This is a genomic window from Nonomuraea sp. NPDC049625, from assembly GCF_040675285.1.
Taxonomy (GTDB): domain Bacteria; phylum Actinomycetota; class Actinomycetes; order Streptosporangiales; family Streptosporangiaceae; genus Nonomuraea; species Nonomuraea angiospora_A.
Genome location: NZ_JBFAOQ010000028.1, coordinates 25743 through 52155 on the forward strand (window position 1 = coordinate 25743; position 26413 = coordinate 52155).

Annotated in this window: 16 protein-coding genes; 5 read left to right on the forward strand and 11 right to left on the reverse strand. The window is 59.7% G+C overall.

Features of this window, described 5'->3' with window-relative positions; all coding sequences use genetic code 11:
• Positions 1-610: 610 nt before the first annotated feature.
• The 8 genes from dpdD to dpdE are packed head-to-tail and all read right to left on the reverse strand — an operon-like array spanning position 611 to position 18116.
• The gene (gene dpdD, locus AB0J87_RS59255; protein WP_363984071.1) at positions 611-2650 is read right to left on the reverse strand and encodes a protein DpdD; all 2040 of its coding nucleotides are present in this window, start codon (positions 2648-2650) and stop codon (positions 611-613) included.
• On the reverse strand, positions 2647-3171 hold the full coding sequence (dpdK, locus tag AB0J87_RS59260; protein WP_363984073.1) for a phospholipase D-like domain-containing protein DpdK: 525 nt from the start codon (positions 3169-3171) through the stop codon (positions 2647-2649). Before dpdK ends, dpdD begins: the two co-directional genes overlap by 4 nt.
• Entirely contained in the window at positions 3168-7652 is a 4485-nt protein-coding gene (gene dpdJ / locus AB0J87_RS59265) for a protein DpdJ (RefSeq protein ID WP_363984075.1), read from the reverse strand. Before dpdJ ends, dpdK begins: the two co-directional genes overlap by 4 nt.
• Positions 7649-8332, reverse strand: a complete 684-nt coding sequence (locus AB0J87_RS59270; RefSeq protein WP_363984077.1) for a hypothetical protein — start codon at positions 8330-8332, stop codon at positions 7649-7651. Before AB0J87_RS59270 ends, dpdJ begins: the two co-directional genes overlap by 4 nt.
• Positions 8329-11361: a protein DpdH gene (dpdH, locus tag AB0J87_RS59275; RefSeq protein ID WP_363984079.1), complete on the reverse strand. Its 3033-nt coding sequence runs from the start codon at positions 11359-11361 to the stop codon at positions 8329-8331. The genes AB0J87_RS59270 and dpdH overlap by 4 nt, the downstream gene beginning before the upstream one ends.
• Positions 11351-12247, reverse strand: a complete 897-nt coding sequence (gene dpdG / locus AB0J87_RS59280) for a protein DpdG (protein WP_363984081.1) — start codon at positions 12245-12247, stop codon at positions 11351-11353. The genes dpdH and dpdG overlap by 11 nt, the downstream gene beginning before the upstream one ends.
• Positions 12247-14844, reverse strand: coding sequence for a protein DpdF (gene dpdF / locus AB0J87_RS59285; RefSeq protein ID WP_363984083.1), 2598 nt, complete (start codon positions 14842-14844; stop codon positions 12247-12249). The genes dpdG and dpdF overlap by 1 nt, the downstream gene beginning before the upstream one ends.
• Positions 14841-18116 (reverse strand): protein DpdE, encoded by a 3276-nt coding sequence (gene dpdE / locus AB0J87_RS59290; protein WP_363984085.1) that lies wholly within the window; start codon positions 18114-18116, stop codon positions 14841-14843. Before dpdE ends, dpdF begins: the two co-directional genes overlap by 4 nt.
• A gap of 792 nt (positions 18117-18908) precedes the next feature.
• On the opposite strand from dpdE, the gene AB0J87_RS59295 reads away from it, so the two are divergent.
• The 4 genes from AB0J87_RS59295 to AB0J87_RS59310 all read left to right on the forward strand — a co-directional run bounded on the left by AB0J87_RS59295 (position 18909) and on the right by AB0J87_RS59310 (position 22572).
• On the forward strand, positions 18909-19424 hold the full coding sequence (locus AB0J87_RS59295; protein WP_363984087.1) for a VUT family protein: 516 nt from the start codon (positions 18909-18911) through the stop codon (positions 19422-19424).
• 257 nt (positions 19425-19681) lie between these two features.
• Positions 19682-19915 carry a hypothetical protein gene (locus AB0J87_RS59300; RefSeq protein ID WP_363984089.1) on the forward strand — a complete coding sequence of 78 codons (234 nt, stop codon included), beginning with the start codon at positions 19682-19684 and terminating at the stop codon, positions 19913-19915.
• On the forward strand, positions 19912-21936 hold the full coding sequence (locus AB0J87_RS59305) for a DUF6571 family protein (RefSeq protein ID WP_363984091.1): 2025 nt from the start codon (positions 19912-19914) through the stop codon (positions 21934-21936). The genes AB0J87_RS59300 and AB0J87_RS59305 overlap by 4 nt, the downstream gene beginning before the upstream one ends.
• Before the next feature lie 18 nt (positions 21937-21954).
• Positions 21955-22572, forward strand: coding sequence for a hypothetical protein (locus tag AB0J87_RS59310; RefSeq protein ID WP_363984093.1), 618 nt, complete (start codon positions 21955-21957; stop codon positions 22570-22572).
• 417 nt (positions 22573-22989) lie between these two features.
• Here AB0J87_RS59310 and AB0J87_RS59315 read toward each other — a convergent pair whose 3' ends face one another.
• The gene (locus AB0J87_RS59315; protein ID WP_363984095.1) at positions 22990-24354 is read right to left on the reverse strand and encodes a tyrosine-type recombinase/integrase; all 1365 of its coding nucleotides are present in this window, start codon (positions 24352-24354) and stop codon (positions 22990-22992) included.
• A complete protein-coding gene (locus AB0J87_RS59320) occupies positions 24351-24542 on the reverse strand; it encodes a helix-turn-helix domain-containing protein (RefSeq protein WP_329591107.1) in 192 nt (63 codons plus the stop codon). Before AB0J87_RS59320 ends, AB0J87_RS59315 begins: the two co-directional genes overlap by 4 nt.
• A 991-nt stretch (positions 24543-25533) precedes the next feature.
• On the opposite strand from AB0J87_RS59320, the gene AB0J87_RS59325 reads away from it, so the two are divergent.
• Positions 25534-25893, forward strand: a complete 360-nt coding sequence (locus tag AB0J87_RS59325; RefSeq protein ID WP_363984097.1) for a hypothetical protein — start codon at positions 25534-25536, stop codon at positions 25891-25893.
• A 40-nt stretch (positions 25894-25933) separates the two neighbouring features.
• Here AB0J87_RS59325 and AB0J87_RS59330 read toward each other — a convergent pair whose 3' ends face one another.
• Complete coding sequence (locus AB0J87_RS59330; protein ID WP_363984099.1) at positions 25934-26227, reverse strand: hypothetical protein; 294 nt, start codon at positions 26225-26227, stop codon at positions 25934-25936.
• Between the last annotated feature and the right edge of the window lie 186 nt (positions 26228-26413).

Sequence of the window (26413 nt, forward strand, 5' to 3'; positions counted from 1 at the left end):
CTTGCTTGACTCGGCGTCGTCGGCACGGTGGAATACCACAGTGCACTCCCGGATCGGTCGTGGGGCTTTCGCCCCGTGTTCGGGACTGACACACGGGTCGGCGAGAATAGGGGTTCTTGCCGACCCATTTCATTCCATGGGTCGACTCGTCAAAGTGACGCGCCAAATTATGGCACGCCTCTAGCCAGAGACATGCCTATCCCGAATTCCCGAAGTTCTCGGGCCTCACCTCCCAGGACAAAGAAAACGGGTCAGAGTAGATGAACCCTAGCAGTCGCAATCCGAAGTGCCAATAGATCGCCTAGTAGCCTCATATCAAAGACGGCCACTGACAGTAATGAAGAAACATGCCCCACCCTCGTTGACGACACGAGAAATCCCGGACTAGGGTGTCAGATATATGCTCGCGATTTTTTGTGCCCACTAGGCATATGGAGGCTTAGTGCGATTTGTCCCGTTTGGGTGCGCCGATTACCCCATGCCTACGATTGGGCGAATTTATAGGAATAATGTTAACGCAAGCAGTAATCAACCACATTCGGGGATGAGGAAGGATGGGCCACAAGAAGCGTAAGGGTGGCCGGGAGTCCGGTCACTCTTCGTGTTCATATCAATTTGGCAACGAACCCAGAGTGTTCAGTGCCACCATCGCTGCGCGGAGGAGCGACGCAGAGCCTGCCCCATCAGCGTAAGTGACTTTCGCCTTCTTGGCGTTGTCCGTTATGAAACCAGTTGCAGCATGCGTTGCACATCGCGTGGCAAGTGCGACTGCGTTTGCATTCTGCGCCTTTTTCTTAAGTGAAGGATGGCCCACTTTATCGTGTGCCGTACTGACTTTGATGTCGGGGATTATACGCTGCAACTCGTTGCTCACTCGAGAGAGGACTGCCTCATCGAGTGAATAGAGCAGAATAGACTTGCCAGAGAGTGCGGAGAGAGGGCTCTCGTTGCCGGCGGCCTCGTATTCTTCCCACTCGACTTCCGTGCCCAACTCATGGGCGAGTTGCTGCGCGAAGAGCAAAGTGCTTCGGTCGAGTCGTCTCTGATGCTGTCGAAGTGGCCAGAGCAGGGCATTGGCCAGCGCATGTCGCATATCAGGGTCTGGGCAGGCCGACAAGACAAGACGGTCTGCGAAGTCCAAGGCGATCACTGCGGTCTCGGGCGACACCCACTGGGCACAGGAGGACCGCAATTCTTCGAGAAGTTCTCTGTAGGCGGCAGCTGGAGGGGCGGAGCGGAGATAGATCTCGACCAGCGCTTGGAGGATGACGAGATCTCCCACGGAGAAGCGGTCGAAGGCGAGGGCAGAAGTGATGAAAGCCCGGACTGTCTGCGGGGCGGATTCGCCGTAACCTAGTGAGTCGATCAGATCGCCGACGACCTTCCAGGCGCCCTCCCATGCCTGGTCATCGAAGGTGCCCAGAACGCTGGCCAGTTCAGCATCGGTCTCTGCGACGGACGGCCAGGTTTTCCAGACGTCATCACTCATAGCCTTGGCCGCTCCGGGGGGGTCTTCTGCGAGCCCACGGAGAAGATCAGTCCAACTCGTGAAGGCCGAACTAAGGGCCGATGCCTGTGAGGGGAGAGAAGCGTTGACATCGGCACGCGTCTCCGTGCTCGCTGCTACGGAAGGCGACGGATTGGCGGAGTCATCATCGCCCGTGGTGTATCCGGCATCCTCCCCTACGAGGAGTTCGATATGTCTCGAGAGGGATGTTGGTAGCTCAGCAAGTCGGTCGCTCTGCTGGAGAACGTATCGCATTTGCATCAACGCAGATGAATCTCGTCTGCCGACAGCGGCCAGCATTGCAACAACTGCGGCCTCGGTCCCATACGTGCCGATATCTTCGTGGACGGGGAGGGGGAGAGAGATCGATTGCAAACGCGTCAGTGCCAACGAGACGTCGTTCTGCTGCAGAGGTTCAGCGACTACTGCCGAATGAACGGCGTTCAGAACCGCTTCCTTAACTGGGACTGGTGGGTCCTGGCGCAGAACGTTGGCCAACCCTTCGAGCGAGAGCATCTCTTCGCTCTGGCCGAGACGGTCTAGGCGCTTGATACGGAGGTGGGCAAGGTTCGTTGCTGTGATGCCCCCCTGTGCTGCTATTAGGTCGAGTACTGCCTTGGAGGACGCAGCGCCACCAGCAGCGAGAACACCGTCGAACTCTGCGAGCAGGCGACCTAGCGGACGGGCGACGTGCCAGGATCGAAGTGGCCGAGCGTTGACGGTCAGATGCATCAACTGCAGAGCTGTGCGCAGGTTCTGGCGGTGGCCTTTGTGCGAAGTGGTGCGGATGATGAACGTGCCATGAGGCCAGGCGAAATCAAGGACTGCCGCATCGATAGGATCCTGCGGATCAAGTGATGCCGGTAGGACTTCACCATTCGTGGAGTACGTACGTCCGACAAACGCGGAGATCAGTTCTCCTACTTGATTGGCATGTGCTGAGGACTCAGCAATCACATACATGGAGAAGTCATCATTTCTCCGTACGTACCTAGGGAGTTGAATACAACTGGCGTCGCCGGACCTGGCAAGCCTCTTATATTCCTCCGCTACTCCTGGCCAGAGGACAACGTCATTCCCCTCTCCAAAGAACCTTGTCAAGAGGAGTTCTAGGCGAGGGTCGCTCTGAGTCATATCGGTCATACCTGCCGCTTCCACTTCTCAGCGAAATCAAGGTGTGCCTGAGCTACGTCTGGATCGTCCATGTGATAAGTAATGGACTCCTCGTTATCCCCGAATCCACTCACAGTGAAGTTCATCGATCCAGTGATCATCCAATCTCGACCACAAATCGTTTTTTCGTGAACTTTCGCATCGAAGATGATGTGGATCTTGCTCGAGTCCGGCAGAGCGGCGCGCACACGTTCAGTAAACACTCTATTGTGCGAGTCCGGTCGGGTGACGATATAGACATCGGTACCAGACCCGACCAATCGGACAAGAAGGTCTGACAAGCGGCAGATGCTGGGCGGATTGTCTCCGAGTAGTGCGTCGAAGGCTCCCTGGGTGTTATCGAGGACCTCGACATTTGTGATCCAGCCAGAGACGAGCCAGAGTGCGCCTCCAGGGTCGACGAGTTCAGCCAGCAGTGCTGTGCGCAGGATCGAATCACCCCGCAAGCTCATCCGCCCGCCCGTTCTCACAGTTCGTCGCAGTCGCGTCACTGCTCAGCCTCCTGCAACTCGACGCGTGCAATGAACTGACTGCCGTCCCTCACGACACTGACGAGTTCGCCGTAGATGCGAAGGAATCCGCGATCGATGGGTAGCGCTGGGACATGGGCGAGAGCAGCGGCGAGCTTCGGCCTTGCTGTGACTGGGCAGACCAAATCGGCGGCTCCGTTCTCTGACAAGGCCACCTGGTAGAGGCTTTCCCATCCTGATTGCGTCACATCGATACGCGGCAGCCGGTCGTTGTGTGCCATCGAGATCAGCAGCCGATCAAGAACCATAGGTCGATCTACGTCGATATATGGTTGATAGTGTTCAAGGTGTTGATCACGTGCTTGGGCGCCGCGGGGCCATAGCATGCTGAAAGCCTGATCGGCCTTAACCGTAATCTGCCCTCCGCTCAACTTTCCACTTCCTGCCGCATAGGCGACAACACGAGCATCAACCTCAAATCCCAACCGTTGCTCGAGTGTCGTCCACGCATCCAAGAGTTTCAGACAGGTGGTGTCCGTTTCCTTACTGCTTCCGGGGCGAAGGAGACGCGTCGATAGCGTGGCTACCGCGCTATGGCGAGGTGGGCCATCGAGTTCGCCCCATGCCTTGAGAAGTTCTCGCAAAGCGTGATCGGCATCACGTGCTGACGTCGCTTGCCTGATACGAGCCATTGCTACGGCTGCAGGGCCGTGCGGATGGTCGACGACGATGTCCTGAAGAAGGCGAGTGACTGTTGAGTCCGTGTACTCGTACTCGTTCGGCCTGAGCGCGCCGGCGACAAGTGACCAGAATCGGCGCGGATCGGCCGAGTAGAAATGCACCAGTTGCTCGACGATGCCCAGGCCGCCGATCGACGTCTCACCGAGCCACACTGTGTCTGGCAGGTGTGGATCTGGGCTCGGCACCACGTCCACTATCAGGTCGCGTTCCTGGGCGTCCGGACACGCCTTGAGCGCCGCCGCGAGCACGGCCGCGGCGAATGTGTCCCGGTATGACCGCTGGGCGAGTGAAGCGGTACGGGAAGCAACGTCAGCAGTGAACAGCAGTTCTCCGGCGCGGTTGAGAGCTTCTACCACTCGTTGCTCATGACTCAACTCGGAGAGAGCGGCGATAAGACGTGATGTGGCTTGGCTGTCTGCAGCATTGTCGTCGCGATACAGGACGTTGAAGATCGTGCTGAGATCATCACGCCAGGCTCCGCCGCCGAGCGACATATGGACTTGATTGGGATCGCGGGGGCTATCGAGCGCGGCGAGGGAAAAGGCGGTTATATAGACCAATGCAAGCCAGTTGCGTTGGAAATAGTTCGCAATCTCGCTGAGAGCCGGATCCTCGGCGACAGCCCGGAAGAACGCTTTGGAACGCCACTGAGGAGACTGTAGGAACTCTTTGACGTTCGTATCGTTGATGTCCAGCGGATTCACTTCGATGGACATTGCGTCCACCAGCAGTCGAAAGCCCATCGCAGCGGGCCGGCCGTTGTGATGATACCGGACATGGAAACGCCTCTTAGAGATGGGGCGATTCTTGGCGATCTCGCCTTCCACACCGTATGTTAGCCGCCGGACCTCGATTGGATTGCCAGCGGCATGCGTGCAGAAACCAACGTTCGAGATGCGTTTTGACCACAGGGAAGGTGTTGGAATCTCGGCCGCGTGTGGGGGATTATTTTCCGCAACCACTATCTGGCTCGCCCACTTCGGGGATGCCGTCGACCGATCTTCGATATCCGAATCGGGTCTGTGCAGTGTGATCTGATACGGCCGCAGAACGACCATGCCTGCTGAGCCATGGCCGTGAGGGTGCCAGACTCCTTCTTCTTGTGATAGCGACACTAGACTGCTGAGTTCAATCGAGGAGTTGTCGTCCGGGATTGGCAACCATGTTCGATGGCTGCTGTGTTGGTAGCCGTACCGGCGGCTTACACGTCCTGGAACAGCTTCCCTGAGCGCCTTGGCGATCGGAAGGCTCTCATCCTCATCGGAGTCGAAAGGCAGAGTGAACTCAACCTCTGGCACATTGAGCGGCTCAAACAGCGCTTTGGTGATGAACTGCGGAAGAAGTGACCCTGGGAGCGCTCCGGGATCCTCCCGCAGCGGTTGCCAGTTGCTACGAAGATGCCGTAACGCGGTTGGCACGACGGCGAGCAGGAGCGACCTCGGCTGTTCCCACAGCACCGCGAGGGCTTCATCTGGGCTGATCTGGAGAGCGGCCTGTAGATGTCTTGCCAGTCTGTCCTGTCGGTCGCTGCTGGTGAGCAGTTTCTCAAGCTGGTCGGCGAGCCAAAGTCGGCCAGCCTCATTAGCTGCACTCCAATTCGAACCGTCGTTGTACGGTCTGGTGAGGAGAGTTCGCACATCCTGCCACCTGTGTTTCGATGGACGATTTCGGCTTAGCCAGTCCATGAGGGCTTGGCTGGCCTGGATTTTCAGTACGAACCGGTTGCGAATGGGAAGGTTTCTCGCCTCGAACGTAGGGGCGAACAGGGACTCGTAGCCTTGGTAGCTGAGTCGGTCACGACCGTAGTCCGACAGGGTGACGACCGTGATGGGTCTGGTGCCCCGATCCCGGCCCGCGCGACCTTTGCGCTGCAGGAAGGCGGCAGCGTCATGCGGTGACTTATGTTGGAGGACAAGCCCGACGCGGGGGTCGTTGAAGCCGACCTCTAGCGAGGCGGTTGCGACGATCAGGTTCGCCTTGAAATCCATGCCGGCGTCTTGAGACGACGTGCGTCCGATCTGGAGACTCCCTGTCCGAAGATCAGGATCGAGGTAGTGGCCGATCTTGTCGGCAAGATCCCAGGACTGCCCATCTCGAAACCGGTCGAGCCTGTGAGGGAGCTCCCTTGACCGAAGGCCAGCCAAGACAGATCTTTCGCGGCCGCCAGACAAGCCCTCAGCGTGGCGAAGGTTGTCGTAGAAACGGTTCGTTACGTCAAGATCGTCGGTGAACAGGAAGCCTGTCGATCCGTAGAGGGACTCATCATCATTGGCAAGACTTGTTCCCGGAGGGTCGAGGACACGCCCGAATAGCATGGCGGTCTGGATCGATGTAGAGAGGAGACTGGCTCCGGATACGGGATCACCTCTGAGAGCAATTGCGTACTCACGGCCCTCGTCCTCAAGGTGCAAGGGATTGGGCTCAATATATTGGATGGCGTCGGAGCGGACCCCCGTAAGCTCTGAAAAGAATCGGGGTGCATCCTTCAACGTTGCACTGAGACCGACGAAAGTGACACGCTTGCCAACGGCGTGCTGCCAGCGTCGCAGAAGAAGCGCGATTTGGGCACCGTGCAGGCCCGAATAGGTATGAACTTCGTCGAGGAGAACCAGTGACGGTTTTTGATTGCCGATCCAGCCAAGAATTCGGCCAAGATTCGGGTTGGTGCTGTTCCTGTTCAGCATCTCAGTGGTAGTAAACAGGAGATCGGGCGGATTCTGCTGTAGAGATTGCCGGGTAAGAGCGAGACGGCCTGATGGGATCTCTGACCTACAACTCATACATACAAGGCGCTCAGATTCAGAATTGCGGTCGGTATCCTGCCAGAGCAGATCCCCGGCCGGGCACTGCGGACAGGTGAGGAAAGGACAAACGAATCCACCGGTCCGTCGGACCCACGCTTTGACTCTCTTCCCGTTACCGTCAAGTTCGCTGGGCGTGGACGGGGTACCACCGTAGAGCGCCCCGACGCGAAGGCCACGCTTGCCTACTCGCCCGACAACTCGATCGATTGCGTCAATCCCGGACAAGGCCTCACGTAGCTGGTCCCGAAGCAGCTCGATCCGAGGGTAAATAGCGAGAGTGTGAACGCCCGACGCGCCAGACCTTACATGGGCTGCCATGGCGGCGAAGGCAGGGAGGTAAAACGACAACGTCTTGCCGCTGCCGGTGCCGGCTCCGACAATAACGCCGGAGGACCGAGGCAGCGCAAGAGCAGAAAGGACGGCTTTGGCTGCTGTTACCTGGAACTCTGACAGCTTTCTAAGACCTACAACGGAGGCCGCCACTTTGCCATGAAGCACGTCCCACTGCGGTAGTTGTTGCAACTCAGTCAGGGCATTTGCAAACGTGATATCTCGCTTCGGATACCGTCGTGGCGCCACGTGTAGCCTGTAGTCTGCGACCAGCCTAGCTCCACGACTCCACCAGTTAGGAGGCTGATCTTCCACACTCCCCTGAGGCGCGAAGAGTTGCCGAAGCTGCGATGTAAGCCGCAGGCCCTCAGCGAACCTGGTTCGGTAGCGTGGCGGGACCTCGCCGGGAACCCTAAATACCAAGGCGCGATCGAGCAGGTCTTCCAGGATGTCATCCTCACCCAGGCTTGGGGCATCAGGGTGATCCAAGGATTCGACGATGGCCTCAAGGACTTCGTCTTCCGACAAGGCGTTATCGGTGACGCCCCACGAGAGCAAGGGAAGTTCTCGGTCTTCGAGCTTGTTGAGCAGATAACCGTAGAAGACTCTGATGTGAGTTGAGGTCATGCGCCCTTCCTCCGAAGGAAGATCTCTTCATCCATAGAATAATTGCGTAGTAGCGCTATTTCCTCGTCCGAGCATTCGCTCAGCTTGACAGGGCGGGTGCCACCGATGCGCTGTAGTAGATTGATGAGTTCGTCAGGCGCGTCCCCGACATTTTGAAGGCGCTCCGACTGGAGGCCGAAGCTGGTTTGGAACTGGATGACGTCGGACAGCTGCAGGGGTTTTTTGCCGGCGAGTTCGCGCAGCAAGCTCATCGTTTCCCTGGCTATCTTCTGGGTGGAAGTGTCCAGCATCGCTATGCGACTGCTAGGCAAGGTCAGGAGTTTCGTTTCGGCCCATGTCTGCCATTGCTGGGCGATCTCCGCTGAAATCGCGTTGGCGGATGTCTCGATCTTGCCTGCGGCACTGTTGAAAGAAGGATTGCTCGGCAGCCCATCACTTGCGCGGCGAACGAATTCTGCCCGGCCCGTGTCGGCGATCGAAAGGTCGATATGGAGGCCGAGAGGGATCAGCGTTCGTGCAAGCTTCACCTGGGTCTCCAGGTTGCTAAGAGCTTGAGACAATGACGCAATGCGCTCTCGAACGCGTTGTTTTTGCTGCTCGTCCTTCTGGCTCAGTTCAATGGTTCGAGCGAGGCTCTGCAACTGCTCGGCTTTGTTGAGTATTGATGTTGCCTCACTCATCGACCCTGCCCCCCTTCAGCGCTGAGAGTCGTCCACCTTTCGAGGATGCCCTGGAGATCTGCAGCGATATTTTCTCCAGTGGTGTGGGTGCGCGCCTTGGCATCGGAGAGAGCGCGATCAAGCCACTGATCGGCAAGGACGAGGAAATTTCTGGCGTGCTCAAGAGATGGACCGTAGTCCCTTATAGTCAGACGAAGTCGCGTCTCAAAAGAACGCTGGCCATCGCCGAAAGCCTTCTTAAGGTCCTCTTCCAGACGTGGAAGGAGATGCCAATCCATGTCTTTGGTCTTAGCCGCCAAGTCGTGGATTGGGCGGGTGTCGCCTCCATCAACTCCGACTCTTTCGGCGTCTCTGAGCGCCTGCATGAGGGAGTCCACGCTCTGCGAACCGCCAGTCCCAACCGGAACGTGCCGACGTATCGTCTGTACAACGTTCGCCAGCACCTGCAGGTGATCGTCTGCCAGCTCCAACCACCCATTGAAGCCAGTGACCGTAGGCTTCACCCATTCGGGCACCGACTGATCTGTCCCCCACGCCCATGAACTCACCGCCTCGCGAAGGAGTGATAGAGCGCGCGCGGCGTCGATCATCTTGACGGCACCGCCACCCTGCGAGATGCCGATGGAGTCCCGTAGCCGGTGGACGAGTTGCGGTCGCTTTGACACATGGCGTTCGAGCAAGGACTGCCACTTCTGACTGCGCAGACCTTGATCCTGACGAACCCAAGCCTGTCCCTCATCGAGACTCGCGGCGAGCAAGGAGGACTCCTCCATCCCGGGCCACGCCGTACCCGCAAGGGCCGCCCCAATGAGCGACGCCCGAAACGCCACAACAAGATCAGCATCCGAGATCTGAAGAGCCGCTTCAAGTCTGGCCTTGAAGTCACGTGCTCTTGCGTCTGCCAGATTCGCGAGACGTCTGATGTCAACGACCCGTGCCGAGGAATCCTTTTCTTTCACCTTGATAAGGCTTTGAAAGAATTGGCTATTCACAGCATTCCGCCGAAATTTGATCGGCGCATTCTCCATGCCCGGCAGTCGCTCGCCGCTGGCTCCCTCGATTGATACCGTTGCAACCTTTACAGACCAGACTTTCTCGAGTTCTCCCTTGGTCATCTCCTTCATGAGAGGAGTGGCCCATGTGTAGTGGCGAGTAACAGATTCAGCGATCCAACCACGCAGATCAGCCGCAATCGTCTGCGGGAGCGCGTGATCGTCTCTTGCCGCCCAATTTTCTACCAGCGCAAGCTTGCGGCGGAGAGATTCCTTAATCCCTGGCGCCTGCTGTCGATCGCTATCGCCAGTCCGCCGAAGAACTGGATCGGGCTTGATCTGGTCGGGCAGCGCAGGAACGCCAAACACGTCCAGGACACCCTTGTCCACAAGTGGTGCCCGCGGACCGTCCCCCCAGAACTCAAGAACAGCCAACTGTCGGTCGGCGTCGTGCGGATTCTGTTGCTCCACCACTTCGATGATGGAAGTAGGCAAAGCTTCATCGATATCCGCGGTCCTGAACCGTACTTTGAAGTTCGGTCCAGGGAACCTCACTTCGCGGATCTCGTCCGCATGTTCCACGAGGATTGGACGAACAACGTTGCTTAGTATGGTACGCGGCACAAATGCATAAGGCCGGTCCGACGGCGCGACGGAATGAACCATACGCAGCAACGACTCTCGGTTGAAGGGGTAGAGCCCATAACCTTCTTCTGTTTTTCCGAATGACTGATGGCAAGTTTCGCTCAAGGGGCACTGCGTGCAGTGATTCAGGACAGCCTGCCCCCGTCGACGATCGAGTTCCTCGTCCCCTACGCGTGCTGCGTTGAGATAGCGACCAACGAAAGAGGCGATCATTTCGGTTCCGTCATCAGATTCGTCGAAGACATGATCCAAGTCGTAGACGAACCCTGCAGTCGCTGCTGCTACGCGACTCATAACAGTTTCCGGGAGATCTTGGAAGTAACCAGTGGTTACGGCCATCAAGGTACGGATCGGAGCGTACCGGGTCGCACCCTCACGTGTCGCGGACTCTGTGAGTGCTTCGAGCAGTTCGCCCTGTACTCCTTGGATCAAGGCGAAGTCCTCGATAAGGAGAATGATCTCCGTCTTGTTCCGGGCGTAGGTCTTTCTGACCTGGAGCATGGCATCGAGAAGCTTTCCTACGCCAAGGTTAGATGCCTCTCTAATAGCGCCTTCAAGGTGCACATTCAAGAGGTCAACAGCAACTGTTTGAAGCTCAGAGCGGCTCAGAACCATCCCAAGTAGCTTCTTAGACACTACTGCGGCCTGCTCGATGTCCTGAACGTTGAGCGGAAGGTCCCGCACGGTAAAACCGGGCGGCCGATCTCCCGCGCTCGTGCCTCGATCCCGAAGGAGTTGATCCGCTAGTTGGGGGATAAACTTGCCGTCGGCCAGCATGTGGTCCTGGATGTGCGGGTCCTGGAGCAACAGAGCCAAGCCCTTGGGGCCTGTCAGCATGCGGGCTGTGGCGCCGGTGACATCGTTGGGATTTGTCGCCGCCAGTGCTTCGTTCAAGGCATTGATCAAGCGCCTGGCGAGCTTCTCCTGGGTAGTAGTCGAGCTGAACGAACGAATTTCGGTGCGCAGGGCATCCAGAGACTCATCGTCTACTCCCTCGATCAGGGACTCGATAACTGCTTTGAGACTGGTCTGTGACTTCTCAAGATAGATGACCTTGTACTCACCCGAGCTTTCCGGAGGGTTAGGGATGTTTTCCCGTACCCAGCGCACAAGGTGCGACTTTCCCGAACCGGAGTCCCCCACCACCGGCATGAGGAGAGTGCCAGTCGGGGACTGGCGAGTGAGAAAGTCATGCAGCACCGCTCCCTCATCGACGGTTTCAGACTGCGCCTCCGACATCAGCGTGCGCCCCTGAATACGCGCCTTGTGGATTCGGAGCGGAGCATGCGTGGCGAGGAAGAGAGCCGGAGAAGGGTTGACTGCCTCAGTCTTGATCGCTCTGGAGGCCGCTGCCGGCTCCCAACACCGGTGGCCGCGGAGCTCAGTCGTCATCGTGGTCCTTGTGAATCGTCACGGTGCTGTAGAGATGCGGAGAAGCAGGAGCATCGTGATCATGTAGGCTAAGGGAGAATCGGGCGTCAGCGTCTCTCCTGAGAGTCAGCCAGCCTTCGTCCATCCCACGCAAGATAGCGAAGGACACAGCAAAGCCGGCTACCCCTTCACCTGGGGAACGGATGCCAACATCCATGGAAAGTGCGCCCCCGGGGATCACCGGCAAAGCCTCTCGAAGGCGAGACAGGAATTCCACGGCTGGGACGGTCTCGTTAGGTTTCCAGAGGTCACGCACTGTTTGGCGAACGGCACGAGTACAGTCGGGTACGATCTGAGCAGCCGTGCCGTGGATGGGAAGCGCTGTCGTACCAAAGCCCAGCGCAGTCGCCCATTCGACGAACCGCGGCCAACGCGTGTTATTAATGATCGCAGGTCCGGCGTCTTCATTAAGTGCATTGATCTGTGCTTGTTCCGCGGCCTCCCAGTTTAGCGGCCGTCCCAATGGATCCTCGCTCAGGAACCAGCAGAGTGCTCGGCAAAGATCCCTTGGTCCGGCCTGCGAATTACTTATGCCCAAATCGGTGTTCCGGCGCGGGTCGATGACAACTTGGCGCAGAACGGCGATGAAGGCGTCATAGTCTTGCCCGTCGAGATCAGCTACAGGTCCCGACCGAGCAAGTTTGCCCGTTTCCAGGCGCGTAACCAGTCCCAGCGATTCGAGCGTCATTACGGCCGTTTCGAACATGTCCTCAACTCCGACCCCCAGCGTGGGTGGGCTCAAAAGTGCTCGAGCCTCATCAAAGGAAACCGGATGTGACTTGAACGCCAGCAGACGCATGGTTGCCCACATAGGACCAGGCCAGGATTCTTGGTTGATAAGGGACACTAGAGGGACCTCAGGGCTTGAGCGACGGAAATGCTGTCCGTGTGCAACTCTGTCAGAAGACTACCCGGCTTGTCGGGGTGCTTGAGAGACCTACTATGGATGAAATATGCGGTTTCGCTTCCGCGGAAGCGAACAAGTTCGTCCTCGCGAAGGCTGTCTTGTGTTCGACCAAGCACCCAGGCGATCGGGCCGGGGAACTCTCTAAAGAGATGCCCGTCGACGTCGAGGATGATTGGTCTGGAGCCCACTTCTTTCTGTACGCGTTGAGCGGCCATCGGGTCTAGTCCTGGCCCTCCGACTAAAGCGATACCTCGACTTGCCAGTGCCTCCAGAAGTTGAGGCAAGAGCGTGCGATACTCCGCCTCAGAATCCCAGTAGATGCTCAGTTGTTGATTCTCGCTGCTGAAGTATTTTTGCAAAGGGATATCATCTGCGCGGTCCCATACGGCAATCCCCGGATAGGGGTGCCAGGGCGAGCGATACAGTCTGCCATCTCTGCGAGGCTCTAGATTTTCTCGGCAATATGGGCAGCCACGGCACGCCTTGGCTGTAAGAAATGTTCTGATTCCGAAGTGGACCGTGTAGTACTCGGCGAGCGTCTCTGAGATGCATGCGCTTCCGCTGATGAGCGTTTTCATCTGGGAGAGTGCAATGTCCTGCGCTTTGATTATTTTTTGTCGGGTCCGAGCGACAACCTTTTCAAAATGTTGCGGGTTATTGGTCATGGGGTCAAGAAAAGAGGCCACGACACGTGAGGAGAGTGTGTCGTAATACTCTTTTATGCGATCCTGCCAGGCATTATCGCCTTCGTTTGGCATGGCCTCTGGGGGTTCTGGTGCTTTAAGTTCGACAAGACCGGCGAGTGTCATCAAATTGAGTGTACGAACATTCCAGAGGCGGTTGCGCTCGTAGCCGATCGACAAATTTGTGGGGAGCGCGTCGAGGTTCACCAGATATCCGTTTGGCATGTCGGCGGCGCGCTGCTGGAACATGGAGGTCCATCGGTTACGCGCGGTCTCAGGCTTAAGGATAACCTGTTTGCTAAGGTGTTCCGCAATGGGAAGATCTATGCCCGGGACTGTGGCCATATAGGCAATGGTGGGACTACCGTCACGGCCGCTACGGCCAACTTCTTGGTAGTATCGATCCACAGTTTCCGGCAGACAAGCATGAATCACTGTTTTGACGTCAGCAAGATCGACGCCCAAGCCGAAGGCTGATGTTCCCACGATCACATCGTATTTCGTGGAGATTAAGCCTTCGGCACTGATCCCACTCCATCCTTCGAGCGCTGTGCGCCTGAGATCCGGTTGCGTTTTTCCAGTTACAACAGCTGTTCGGTGGATCCCGGCTTCCTTGAGGCGCGTTGCCCAGTCTTCCGCGTCCTCTACCCGAGAGACGTAGAGGATGGTCGGTCTCGGCAGATGGCTCAGCGCGCTCAGGACGGCGTTGGCGCGCGATGCCTTGTCGTTGAAAGAGTCGATGTAGTAGCTGGGCTCGGATCGCAATTGCGCCGCCCAGAGCACCTCGGTCGCTCCCGGTGTACCGAAAAGGTGTTCTATAGTCTGCATTTGTTGCGCCGTGAGAGTCGCGCTCATGGCTATAGTTCGAGGCTCGTATCCCTTCGGTGCACGGCGTAGCCAGTTACGGCGTTGACCTGCGATCACCTGAAAAGCTGGCCTGAACTCGTTCCCCCACTGTTCAACAAGATGAGCTTCGTCAATCACGAAGTACTTCAGCAATCCAGCCTGTGCGGCATCGTCGAGTGGCTTCTGCAAGCTACTGGTGACGGCCTCGGGAGCAGTGAAGAGCACGGGTTGCCTACCGGTTCGGACATCCTCACTGATCTGATGCTTCAGGTCATCCGGCAGGTCCGCCGTGTAAGCGTAGTGGCCTGTTGGAGATTTCCGCTTTCTCTTCGCCAGAAGATCACGCGTCCTGCGCTCCATATCTATGGCAAGAACGACTGTAGGCACAACAACGACAGAGACGCCGTTGCCTTTGTCGCCGAGGAGAATCGGGGCCAAGGCGACAGGCGTCTTTCCGTGGCCGGTGGGGAGGCAGACAATGGTTGTGCTGCCTGGCGGGGCCGTAACGACACTACGTGCTGCCTGGCGCTGCCCCAACGAATGATAGAAGTCATAGCCCAGGGCAGATCTCCAGAACGGGTCGGCCGGCACTCTATCGATCTGGCGCCGCTGTCTGGACTGCCTGCCCCTGTAGACCTCCGCAAGGTCAGCAGCAGTGGCCTCCTCGGCCCAGCCTGAGGGGGTCTTTGGATGCCACGGGCGTGCTGATACTGAAACTTGTCCTTCGCCAACGGGATGTGCGAAGCATCCCGCCTCTGCCCATTGCTCCCGTGTGGGCAGCGCGGGGTCGGTAGGCACGATCAGCGGCGACGTGTTCCCGAGGGCACCGCTTTCCAGGAGGACTTGCCTGGTAAGCGACGCCACATCGCGCCAGCCCGATCTGCCCCTTGGTAGATCACTTAGAGCATCGATCAATCGTCGGATGGTCCCGGTCTCGTTCGCCGACGCCGAGATGTGCGGCCACTCAGCAAAGGCGGCCTTGGCCTTGGCCCAATCGCTGGTGGTCACGATGGTGCACCTCCAGGACCCGAGCGAACGAGGCATGTAACAGCGATGACCTTGACTACCGGGCGGGTCAGTCCGGCGACAAGGGCTTCCGTCACGGCAGTGTCGGTAATCAGACTTTCCGCATCACCGACGAGGTGCCCCGCCGCTTGACGTGCCTGGGCCTGAGCCCGGGTGATCGCAATGCGCTGACGTGCCTGAACCTGAGCTTCCTCACACCTGGCGACCAGATCAGTGGTCTCGGCGAGAAGTTCGCGTGCTGACCGTTCGGCATGCGTAGCGGCACGAGCGTACCCGTCCCAACCGCCGAAGGCGTCGAGCAACTGTGAGATATTGGTCCTGTTGTAATTCCGATCCCGTCGGTTATCGTACGGACGGTTCAGCCACCTAAGTGACTGAGGGTTTGTTATGGGTGTCCCAGACCCGGCTTCAACCCATACCTTAAGTGTGAATGGCGGGAGCAGACGATCTGCCTGGCGGCGAAGCGCCAGTTCAGCATCGGAGTGGCTAGCGACCAGGCGGAGGGCGTCAGTGAGATCGCTCTCGGCGAGAAGATCGAATCCGAAGTACGCGATCGGATCGCTCGTATATGCCTGGTCGATGCGCCGGAAGGCGGATGCTTGTCCGCGATCGTCGAAATAGACTGCCCTCGCCAACGTGTCGACCAGGGGGTTTCCCTGACGGAACAGCCGAACTCTCGAGGCCCTTAGCGCGTGTGAGCGGTGGAACGTGCCTTGGGAGAACTCCGGGTGACCGCCAAGTCGGTATTTTGCGTCAAGCCAGAGTCGAGGATCGATGAGTGGACGTGAGTCTCGGATGCTAAAGATTGTCTGCTCGCAGAGGTTGATCGTCCGCGTCGTGTGGCGGAGTCTGATCCCCCCCGCGTCCGCGGTGTAGTCCAGCATGCTCTTCTTCACCTCAGCCCAGTTGGCTTCCAACTCTATGAGGGCTTCGGCTATGGTGCTGCTTTCGGCGGTCACATCGTGGATAGCTTCGAGCATATCCATCTTGTCGATCTCCTGGCGCGCCTCCGCCAATTGTTTTTTGACCACAGGGGCGGAGGCCCTCAAACCTTCCGGCCCGCGTTCGAGTGCTGCAGTCCAGACAGCGGTGAGACCTTCAGCGATCGCATCCTGGAGTGTTGAAACCGACTCGTCGAAAATGTGGTAACCCTTGGCGAAGAGGTCGGACCAGGCGTCCAGAAAGGAACTCTCACTGTCCAATGCGCCGAGGCGGTACATTCGTGCAGGTGTAAGAGGAGTGTTCTGGTCTCTGTACCGATCGACCCGACCAATCCGCTGCTCAAATCGATTCGGAGACCAAGGCAGTCGGACGTGTATGACGGCATCTGCGACTTGGAGATTGAGGCCGTCTTCTGCTGATTCGTCCACGACAAGGACGCTCTTCGTGGTTGTGGTGGCGGCCCAGTTCCGGACGGCGGTCGCAGATGCCTCGGGTCCAGACTGCTGAGAGTGCTCGAAGAGTTTCGCGTGAAGGAACTCCTGTTTGAATCGTTCCACAAGCTGCCCGGCCAAAGGCCCCGGCCCGCAGAAGACCACAGCGCGCCTGCTCGTCTCCAGCGCTGGGCGCATGGCTGAGGTGAGGCTCGCCAACTGGGCTTGAGAGCGGTCATCACTGTCCTGGGCGATGTGCTGCAGAAGCTCTAGCTCCACATCGAGGACCTGTGGTTTAGAAAGGAGAGCGCGTTCCTCCACGGCCAGGCCGGCGCGTAGCGCAGCAGCTTCGTCCTTGTTGATCCGCCACGCTAGAGCGGACTCGAGATCGCGATCGAAGCCGAACCCGCGAGCAGCGAGTACAGCGAGGACCATTGCATAGTCATGCTTTCGGTCCTCGAGGCCGTGGTCCAACAGGTGATCCCAGACCTGTGACCTCCACTGCTCGATGAGTTCGGCGGCAGAGTAGCTAACGGAATCACCAAGCGACAGGACTTCGGGCACTACGCGGCCACGCACCTCGTAGGGCATGAAGATGGAGTTTGGGTCTTCACGCAGGACTGTGTGCCGGCGATGCCGGATGACGCGCCGGTGGAGACGGTAGGCCTCGCCGATATGTGCGCGCAACGCCTCAGTGCGAGCCTTGAGTTCGATCTGATCGACACCTGCTCTGAGTTCGTCGTTCTCGTCGAGGAGATCGAGAACCATGCAGCTCAACTCGTTGAAGCGATGGTCACTCTCTGGAATCAAGCTACGGATCTCATCGACGGCCGACGGCAGAGCGTATGTGAAGTCGCTGTCCAACATAAAGACGCTGTTTGCAAGCTGAGAACGGAGTTGGTACTTCCGCTGGAACCCCTCGCGATCTTCCCAGCTGTACAGATGCTGGTCGAGGAGGTGCAGCATCGCCAGTTGCGTCAGGTAATGCGACATGACTGGTGTTGCGGACAGAAGCAGGAGTCGGAGGGATGAGTGAGCAAGATCTGCTAATTCCCGATAGGGTGACTTGTCCGGGTCCGTCACCTGAACCAAACGGTGGACTTCGTCCACCACCACCAGGTCATATCCGTGGTAGGCACTCCAGTTCTCCGGTGTCTCGTGAGCGGAGCACTTGACCTTGGCGCCAGGGAAATCGTCGATAAAGAACTTGTCGCGTAGTTCACCAATCCACTGTCGACGGAGGACATCCGGAACGATCAAGCAGATGCGCGCTCTGGGGTTGTCGATCAAGGTCTGCCGGATGATGAAGCCTGCCTGAACGGTCTTCCCCAATCCGACCTCGTCGGCTAGGAGGTAGCGCTGAACGGGGTCAGAGAGGACTGTGAGTGCCGTGCTGATTTGATGGGGAAAGATCTCTGCGGCCGACGAGAGCAGGGCAGGGGTGCTTGCACTGGCTGCTCGCTGGGACACGAGGTTGTGGAGGAAAGGAAGGCGGGCGTTGTAGTAGTAGGCGCTCTCGTTACCGCCAGCAGTGAGGGCGCTCACGGGGCTCGAGATGGGCCGGTTCCACCGGACCCGTAGCTCTTCCTCTGCCACCGGGAAGTCGTAGTCGACGTTGGGAAAGGTGACGTAGTGCCTGCCGTCTACCACTGCCATGACTCGACCGGCGAGCCAGTCTCCTGTGTCCGGGTTCCTGCGGTACACCCTGGTCTCACGTTCCAGGATTGCACGCTGGAGGTTCTTGACGGGCACTACCTCCGAGTGAGCCACGGGCTCCGCAACTGACTCGAAGAAGTCGATGCGGGCTTGCGCGCCGGTGATCTCGCCTACCCGTCCGACGCCAGGGGAACCTGGATACTCGACCAGTCGACCGACGGCCATGCGACTAGGCATGTGGGCCACGACTCCCTCCAGTAGTCACCGTCGAGTAGTCACACAGGGATGGGTGCTTGCTCATCTTGCTCCACCCGAAGATAGCGGGGAGGTGAGACAAAATGAGCAGCCAGTATGCTCCAGATTTCCATAGAGATCAAGGAACAATGCGAAAGCAGTCATCCCTTCCTCTGCCAGAAGCTCATATGCACTGGGCCGTGGCCCGATCCCACTGACATGCGCTGACGGCTCGCAGTCGCGTCCGAGTGCGGTGTAAATGCGTCACGAGCGTAGGTTCCGTATTGAACCACCAAGTTCGCACGAAACAGGTCCCACCCTCGTGACACGTCGAATATCGCCTCTCCAGGCCATCCGTGCCGAGATCGACGCCCTGTTCACCTCCGGTCGTGACCTGGTCGTCGACCGGGATCCCTGACTGTCCGGCTGGCGTAGCCATACACCCGAGCAGTCAGCGCTTTGCACACCGGGCACCGTGCCGGCTCATCCTGAATACCAGCCCTGACCCGAATGAGATCGTCCTCGTCCTCTACCTGCCTCGATGACCAGGGCAGACAACCCTCCGAACACGACACCCGTAAGATCGTCGATCTCCACCACGGCCCAGCCTGGCAGAGGATCACTCAGCGCCACCATGATTACAGGCCAGAGCCGAAGACACCGTACAGCCTCTGCAGTGGCAGGATCCGCACAGTTGTCGGTGCTTTGGGCTGTAATGTCGGGAAGCTCGCCCCGGCATCGCCTCGGGGAGCGCCAAACAGGCCGTCGATCAGAAGGCAGACCGTGAAAGTTGTAAGGGCAGGCAGCGTCACGCTCCTGGCGTACATTGCTACGATCCCTGCTGCAAACCTTGCAGTGACCCACTTCGGCGTGGTACCCGTGGGCTTCGGCTACCCCGCGCCAGCTGGCGTCTACATGGTTGGGTTAGCGCTTGTGCTTCGCGACCTCAGTCGAGAAGCCGCTGGGCGCGCCGCTGTTCTTGTGGCAATAGCCGTCGGTGTTGTCCTCTCGTACTTGCTGGCTGATCCCGACCTAGCCATGGCCTCAGCTGTGGCGTTCGCCGTGGCTGAACTGGCGGACTTCGCTGTCTATGAACCGCTCCGCCAACGGGGGCTGATAGTCGCCATGCTCGTGTCGAACGCCGTCGGCCTCCTATGCGACAGTCTCTTGTTCCTTGAACTGGCCTTTGGATCTCTCGACTACCTTCCCGGACAGATTCTCGGCAAGGTATGGATGACCCTTGCGGCCGTTGCAGTTTTGGCGCTCTACCGGCGGCGAGCGCGACGGGCTACCGCCTGAACGAACAGCGCCTTGAACGCGTGGTCAGATCCTCGCCAGCCGGCTCAGCAGGGCTAATCATGGCTTGTCCCTTCTCTCGCGGATTCGCGCGGCGGCTCAGACCGCCGCTCCGCACCTGAGCCATAGCCACTTCCCACGTTGTACGTACGGCCGAAGCTTCTAGGTTCGAGCGATATCCACTTGGTCGGACTCGTCCCAGATGTGCCACCCATGGTTACCATTCAAGTGTCCAGTCGTCTTTCCCGGGTCAGGCCGTCATGCCGACGAAAGATGAGGTAGAGACTGCTCGTCGACAGATCGAGCGTCTTTCCGATCAGTGCGAGGCGGATTTACGCGAGCTCATCCGCCTCGCCGAGGGTGGCGCACTGAAAGGGCCGGAGGGAGACAAGCTCTCCGCCGATATCCGCCAATGGGAGCGCGACACTAAGAACTACTTCCGGGCGGCCCTGGACACTCTCCACGACCTCCCCGCGTCCGAGGTGTCTCCATGAGTCCTCGCGTGGGTATCAATCCTGAACTCATGACCAAGGTCATAGCCATGCTCAAGCGCACGGGCCCTGAGTTCCGAGAATCCAGCCGCCAGGTCGAAAGCGCGCTCGGCCGTCTCGGCGTCGAGTTCTGGACCTCGCCCGCGCTACGCAGGGTCGCCGACCAAATGAGCGCGAAGCCACCGGACCTTCAAGGTCGCCTGGACCTGATCCTCGCCACCCCCGACGCGGAGCTCGAGCGCGACGGCATCATCTGGGCGGACGGCGCGGACTGGCAGTCCAGCACCACGGAAGGCACTGCCGCCGCCCAGGCGGTGGCGGCGAAAGTCCGGGCGCAGGCCAAATCCGGAACCTTCAACACCCAGACGATCGCTGAACTTGAGAAGCACAAGAACGATCCGCTCTTCGCGGCCGCATTCGCCAAGGAGATCCCGCCTGATGAGCTCAAGCGATTGATCTCCCGCATGTTCAGAACAGACCTTCCTCCCACCGGGCGGCCGGACGAGAAGGATCTGGACACAGAGAAAAGGGTCGCCGGGCTGTTCAGCACCATCCTGGGCACCGCCTCCCGGGCCGGGAAGCTGCCCGATAAGTACGCCGATGAACTGCTCAAGGATCTGGACGACCCGCAGAGCGCCTTCGCCATCGGCAAGCTCCTCGGCAAGGGGAAGTTCGACCACGCGTTCATGCTCGATGTGGTGAAGCGGGTCTACGACTTCGACGTGGCTCACCCTCAGGCGCGGGCAAGAGAGCCGGAGTCGCCGCTTCCCGGCCAGGACAAGGTTCGGCCCGCCCCCGACGTGAGCCCCATGAGCACGGTGCTGAGCGCTCTGATCCATCATCCGAAGGTGGCCCAAGATTTCTTCACCGACCCCAAGCGCAGGCCGCTGGCCTACCTGATGCGCGAGCGGCGATGGGGACCGGAGAGCGACAACCTGCTCGGCGCCGCCCTCTACGAGGCGTCAACGAAATTCCGGGACCACGACATGCCCCGGGAGCAGTCGAGCGGATACAAGGCCGCACTCATCGCCTCGTGGGCGAGCCACTACTGGGCCGAGGAGAAGGTGCAGCAGAACCTGCCGAACACCCGGATCTGGGCCGCTTCCATCCACGCCAACTACATCAGTGACGTTCACCGGGCCTACCAGGCGCCGCCGACCACGGAAATAGGCGTGGACGCCGCCTACGATCCCGACAAGTCCCTGTCCGGTGTGCAGCCCTATGGCGCCGTCTTCAACAAGGACGAACTGAAGAAGGCCATGACGTGGGCGTTCAAGGACAACGACGCGTTCATGACCGTGGCGGCGGCCCACGCGCAGTACTCGGTGAAGGTCCTGGACGAGACGGCATCCGGGCTGGCCGCAGAGGTCAGAGCCGAGTTCGCGACATGGCACAAGTCGCATCCCGAGGCGACCAAGAAGCAGGTCGACGAGAAGCGGCAGGACATCCTCGAGAAGAAGATGGGAGGCGGCGGAGGAGCTTTTGAGTTCCAGGGCGCGGTTAACGACCTCAGCGAGACGACGTACGCGATCACGGATGCCGCGAACATCGCCAAGATCGAGGAAGCCAAGAAGAACGACGAGCGATACGCGGCGTTCAAGAACATGGCGACAAAGATCATCGACCTGGCTCCGGGACCGCAGGGCAAGTTCGTCGGCCTGCTGGTGAGCCAGGCAAAGGACCACATCTACGGAAAATTCACCTCCAAATTAGAGGACAAGGCAAGAGTAGAGGCTGGGAACGCGATGGAGGACGCCAAGATCATGTTCCGGGATGCCACTGCGGCAGCCATGATGCGGCACGGCCTTTTCGGTGACGGATCGGCACCGGCGCCGACTCATCCATATGCTTCCAAGCAGTTCCCGAAGGGCTCTCGTGGCGACTTCCTGGTAAACGGGAAGATCATGCCAAAGGATGAGATGAGCGCAGACCAAAGAAGGGCGTACCGTGAATGGCTCTATCTGAACAGTGATACGAAACGTATCTTCTATGGCGCAGATGCCGCCATAACCCGAGACTCTTGATCCACGACAGAGGCCCGCATGAGTGAAACCTCCTTCAGCATGAGAAGCCTGTTACCGCCCACAGCATTACTTCTTGCGGCAGGCCTGCTGACCGCCTGCTCGGCCTCTCCATCATCGCCCCCGCCACCCGCACCGGACACGCGGCCACTCGGCGATGTCACCACCGCGCCCAAGGAATGCGATTTGATCTCGAGACAGTCCATCGAACGCGCCACCGGCCTCAGTGACTTCACTGTCCAGAAGTACATGTCCGACGATGGCAAGCACCTCGATTCCTGTTACATCTACACCAAACCTCGCAACAAAAGCGGCTATCGCCTCAGAATCGAGATCGATAATACGTCACCACTCCCGCTAAGCGATATTGAGCGCATCAAAGCATCCAGCGACGGAGTCGACCTGCCCGCCGAGGCCGGGCCCGGATTCACCTTCACCCTCATGGAGTCCGGGGTGAAATACGAGAGCGCCGGCTGGGCATGGGCGCGGGATGGCAGCAGCATGCTCACCGTGACGCTCGCCGAGACCCCCTCGAACAGGGATCCTCAGAAGGACGCCGCCGAGTTCATTCGTCAGCTCAGACCCATCCTTCTCGACGCGGACGGAGCATGGAAGCAGACTTCCGGCCGAGGCAAGTGATGGGCTCACGCGTACACAGTCGATCGAAGGCCGAGACTACCGACCGCCTCATCAGCAGGGCGACAACCAGCTTGCCACTTCCACCGACTCTCGGACGGAGGTATCTACCTCCACCTCATAGCAACCAGGCGCATGGAGCGGCTCATCAAGCGACGGTATCGAATTCCTGCCAGTCCGCCCTGATATCCATTCACGCCGGTGATTGAGCAGGCTTTTTGGCCTCTAAGGGTTGCCCGGCCATGGTGTCACGGAGGCATCGAGCGGGCGGATGCCGTGTGGCGACTGTGCAGGGAGCCGACAGGGCGAATCATTCAGGCATACCGAGCGCGGCGTCCCGTGGCGGGAACACCGACATGACGCGGGGCAGGAAGTGAAAAGGCCCCGGTCGAGCCGGGGCCGAAAGCAGATACATGCAGGCTATTCGTTCAGAGCCTCGTTGATCTTGCCATTGATGTGCTCTTGCTGGCCGTCCATGCATTTCGCGTAAACCCGCAGCAGGACGTCCACGCTATGGCCGGCGCGCTTGGCGACTTCGACGGCCGGGACGCCCGCTTTCAACCAAAGCGAAACTGCCGCGTGCCGCAGATCGTACGGTCGAGCAGCCAAGGAAAAGGCGAACTGCGCGGGGGTGAGCGCGAGTTTGCGAGCTTCCTGCCAGACGTAGGAATGCGCCGAACTGGAGTAGGTGCCACCGGTGCCTGTGTGGAAGACTCTGCCGTCCGCGGCGGTGCCGTACTCGGTGATGTGCTCGCGAAGCATAACGACCAGGACGGGCGGGATGGGGATCTCTCGTGTTTCCTTGTCCGCGCGGTGCTTTAGGTTGCGCGACTCGTGGGTCTCGCCGGAGTTGGTCCAGCGCTTCGTTCCCTGGGGCCGCGCCCTTTCCAGGACGATCAGGCCCCAGCCCTCGTCCGGCAAGGTGCAGTTGGTCAGTCGCAGGTCCGCCGCTTCCTCCGGCCGAAGCGCGGCATAGTAGACGCATGCGAACAGGGTCTTGAGCCGAGGACCGCGCTTGCGGCCTACTTTGGGCACTGCGTCGAGGAGTTGCCGTGCTTGGGCGGGGTTGACCACCGTGCGGGGATCAACGAGTGCTACAGGCTTGGGTACTCTCCTTTTGATCTTGTCCAGCGGGTTGCTGTTGAACAGTCGCTCCTCGACTGCATGCTCCAGCAGGTGATGCAGGATGGCGCGCTTGCGCCGTACCGTGTTGGCTGCCGCCGGTGTACCGGAGAAGGTGATCGAGATGGCGTCGAGGGCCTTGCGAAGGACCTGTGCTTCTTCCAAGGCCGTCAGCGGTAGAGAGGTCCTCTCCAACCAGCTCAAGGCCTGGGCTTGTGCCGGTGTCAGGTCGGCCCGCCGCTTCTCCGGGAGCAGCGCGTGGATCCGGAGAACCTCCCTGAGTTCCCCGGTGGTGGGACGGTGCGGTGCGTCGATGACCAGCGCAGGGACGAGAGACAGCAGTGCGTACGCGTCTGTCTCTCGGGTTCGAGGAGCTGTCGAGTTCCAGCGCCGAAGGAGGTACGCCTGAGCGAACTGCAGGGCGGACGGCCCGGAGGATTGCCGCGCGCGCTTCGACACCGGGAGACCGGTGGCGAGGTCGAACTCCTCCCCCACCTTGGTCGCCTGCCGCAAGTCGGATATGAAGGCGTTGGCCAGGCCCTTGGTCCGGAAGCTCTTCGACCTCTCCTTGCCGGCCACTCGCCAGCGAGCGATGTAGGTGGGTGCACTTCTATTGGAGCGTTGCTGAACGCAGCCCAGTTTCACGTCGTACGTGGTGCTCACCTCGACTCCCGCCGTGAGTCGAGCCAGGCCATGAGATCGCTCCGCCAGACGCGGAGTTCGAGGTTGGGCAGTTGGACGCAGACCGGTGCCCGGCCAAGCTGACGCCAGCGGTAGAAGGTGCGGCGGGACACGCCGCCCAGCTCTTTGAGGACCTGAGGAACGGTCAGCAACTCGTCATGCCTGGTCATCGACCAACTCCCGTGTTTGGATCGCAGATACCGGTGCGACCGCTGTCCGCGGGGCCGGATAGCGTACGGACACGTCGGATCTTGCAGTGGACGCCTTGTGCGCTGTCCGGGTCATGGGTGGTGTTGTCGTGGTGGAGGAGCCCGCTTGGGGTGCGATTGGGGCGGTTCACACTGCCACGTAGGTGAATGCGTCGACGAGGCCCGCCGGTTCTGCGGATGTGGCTGGCCCGGCAGTCGTCAGTCCGGCCGTTGAGCCGGTCGGTCGTCTCCATGGCGGCGCGGGAATGGGCAAGGTTCTCCAAGGTACGCGTCTTTCCTCTCCAGTGATCTACTCTGGCCTCGACCCGTCGGGTGTCCTGACGGACGTATGGCCCCGGTGATCACCGCGTGGTAGTGATCGCCGGACGGCTGAGGCACGGGCTATGGACCCTCACCTCTGGCCGCGTCGTCAAGTCCAGCGATTTGGTGCGCTCACGTGTCACGGCAGCTCAGCGCTGGTCCAACCGTCGGGCGATTAAGCGGCGAGGAATGAGACATCGGCGGCTTGCGGAAGATCAGCAGATCTTCGCGCGCGGTGGCATGGATCGGCAGTCCACGCGTCCAACCCATACCTGGTTCGACCAGTTCGAAGAACTGGAGCTGGGACGTGACATCCTGCGCCGGGCGTCCAAATATTTCGCCAGCGAGACTAACTGGTCAGCGCTTCCAGTTCCACGTCGACCACGCGGGCGCCTTCGGCATCAAGCGGCAGGCGCACATGCGCAGAGCGCCTCAACGTGAATGGACGCCACCGCCAGGATCGGTTGACCTGAGCAACGGCAACTCTCCCCAGCCCGGAGCAGCTCGCAATGACGCTGGATCGACGGCCTTGTGAAGTGCCGCCCAAATGTTGATCAAGCCACGTCGCCAGGGATGCTGGGCTGCGGGACCCAAACACGCAGGAGGTTCACAGTGGCTCCGTTCTGATCTCCTCACCCGGAACGGATAGCCCATGATCCGTCGCATCGCCCTGTCAGCCGCCGCTCTCGCCGTCCTGCTGGCTCCCTCGCCTGCCAAGGCCCAGACCTCGGACGGCTGGCATGATGACGCCGGCTGGGGATCGGTCAGCGTCTCGGCCGACCGCCACCGCATCACCGTCTGCGACCTAAGCGACGACGGCCGTGCTGTCCGGGTCGAATACGCCACCTCCTACCTGCAGACATGGACCATCGTCGACTCCAACGGCGCCCACTGGGGGTGCAAAACCGACTCCACCTTCTTCAGCCGCATCACCGCCTTCAAGCTCTGTGAAGGTCGTAAGTACGGCTCCTGCCGACCCTCCACCTGGATCTCACGCTCCGGCCTTGGGTAAGCCGGGCCAGTCTGCAATCTTGCGCGAGCGGCCGGGCAGTCTATGCGCTCCTTCTTCGGCGTCGTCCTGCTACGACCTGCGCGGCCGTCAGCCCGCACACGTGTTCTACATACCACCGGCGGCTGTTTGCGGCTTTCCGGCCATCCCACTCCTTGAGGTCCTGATTTGAGATATTGAGAGGGGCCGTCACTTTGATCGGCCGGTAGGTGGCACGCCAGATCTGCGGGTCACGCTCATAGGTGGGGTTCCAGTACGTGTAGTCGCCGCCAACGACCGCCTCGGGATCGAGATCGATGCGGAGACCACCGCGATCGAACAGGTACACCTTGATCACGTCCCTGCCGCACTCGCGGCAGCACGCTCGTCGGGCACTCATGTCGCGTTACCAGCGTGCGCGGGGTGCGCTCCCAACAGGTGAAAATCCGACCGCATCATGGAGGGGCGCGGCGGCGGCACTTGGGGGCGTGTGGGCCATATCACTGCCGCGCCGGCCACGGGTCCGGGGCCGAAGGAGGCACAT